This window comes from Endozoicomonas sp. ONNA1, from assembly GCF_024606325.1.
Taxonomy (GTDB): Bacteria; Pseudomonadota; Gammaproteobacteria; order Pseudomonadales; family Endozoicomonadaceae; genus Endozoicomonas_A.
In genome coordinates this window covers 1-1,375 of the sequence record NZ_JAHHPN010000914.1, presented here as the reverse complement: position 1 = coordinate 1,375, position 1,375 = coordinate 1, and the positions used below count along the sequence as shown (strand labels likewise).

Here is a 1,375-nt window from a genome sequence, read left to right as displayed (position 1 = left end):
CACTCTCCGATGAGGTATGCATGTATCCCGTTGTTGTCTCTGATCTTGATGGTACTCTTCTCAATGACCAGCATGAGCTAGCGCCCCGCACAAAAGAAGTTATTCGTCGTTTAAGTAGTCAGGGTATCCGTTTTGTCTTTGCTACTGGCAGGCATCACCTGGATGTTGAAGAGATGAGGGCACAGCTGGACATCGACATGTTCACTATTACTTCTAATGGTGCACGTGCACACAATCCTCAGGGGGAGATGATCGTCAGCCATGATCTCAATCCTGCGTTTATCCAGCCTTTAATTGCGATTGGCCGCCGATACAGCGAAACCGTGTTTCAAAGTGTGTACAGTGAAGATAAATGGTATGTCGAGCAGCACCATGAAAACCTGTTGAAGTTTCACAAGGACACAGGTTTTAGTTACACCCTGCAGGATTTGGATACGATTCCTGTCGACAAGATTATCAAAGTGTTCTTTGTAGCCAAAGAGCATAATGAGTTACTTGGTCTGGAGCAGGATATTCATAAAGCTTTCGGCGACTCCGTGAATATGGCTTTCTCCCTGGATACCTGTCTTGAGGTCATGGCGCCAGCCGTGAGTAAAGGTGCGGCTTTGGTAGAAGTCATGAAACTCAAAGGACTAAAGCCCAAAGACGCAGTAGCCTTTGGTGACGGCATGAACGATGTTGAGATGTTGCAGGTTGTTGGCAAAGGATTGGTTATGGGAAATGCTACAGAGCGTTTGAAAGCAAAACTTCCCGATCATCAGGTGATCGGTCAATGCAATCATGATGCTGTTGCTCAATACCTTGAGGAGCATTACCTGAACTGAGTTTCATATAAGCTCAGCAGTGCCCCGGTGAGCATTAATGACTCTCTTTACAAGTTTCTTTGAATTCAGTCAAAAAGCACGGGGAATCAGGTATCCAAAGTCGTATTTTGGCTAACTCTGAGGTTGGAAATCTCAGATTCGACTTGTGGTGCCGCAGTCAGTGCTGAAATTCTGCCCATTTCTAACGCGAGTCAACGTCTCGTGCGGTATTAAGATCCTGGAGTCAGGAAAATCTGAGCTTCTTGTCTAGAATGACTTCGTTATCTCTATTTGAAGCTCAGGTGTTTTATGACTTTTGTTTTTATTGTGCCTATCCTGCTTTTGTCGGGTAGTAGTCAGGCTTTAGTTCCTCACATTTCATCATTCGTTTCCGGCGATGGTGTCGATGCGATTCTTTCTTCTTTTTTACCTGATCCCATTCGTTTACCAAAATCTAACGTTGCTCCGCTGTTATTGTTACAAAAGGGTGAAAAAGGTTCGAAAATCAGTTCGCCTGTCTCTGAAGGAGGTGGTCTGCAGCCGGATAAAGGTACGACGTTTACTGGCTATCC

Annotated in this window: 2 protein-coding genes; both read left to right on the top strand. The window is 45.2% G+C overall.

The features are described from left to right. Positions 1-824: Cof-type HAD-IIB family hydrolase (locus tag KDK19_RS21555; RefSeq protein ID WP_257292919.1), on the top strand; the 824-nt coding region annotated here is incomplete at its 5' end. A 288-nt stretch (positions 825-1,112) separates the two neighbouring features. Then, a partial coding sequence (locus KDK19_RS21550) for a hypothetical protein (RefSeq protein WP_257276316.1) occupies positions 1,113-1,375 on the top strand: 263 nt, incomplete at its 3' end.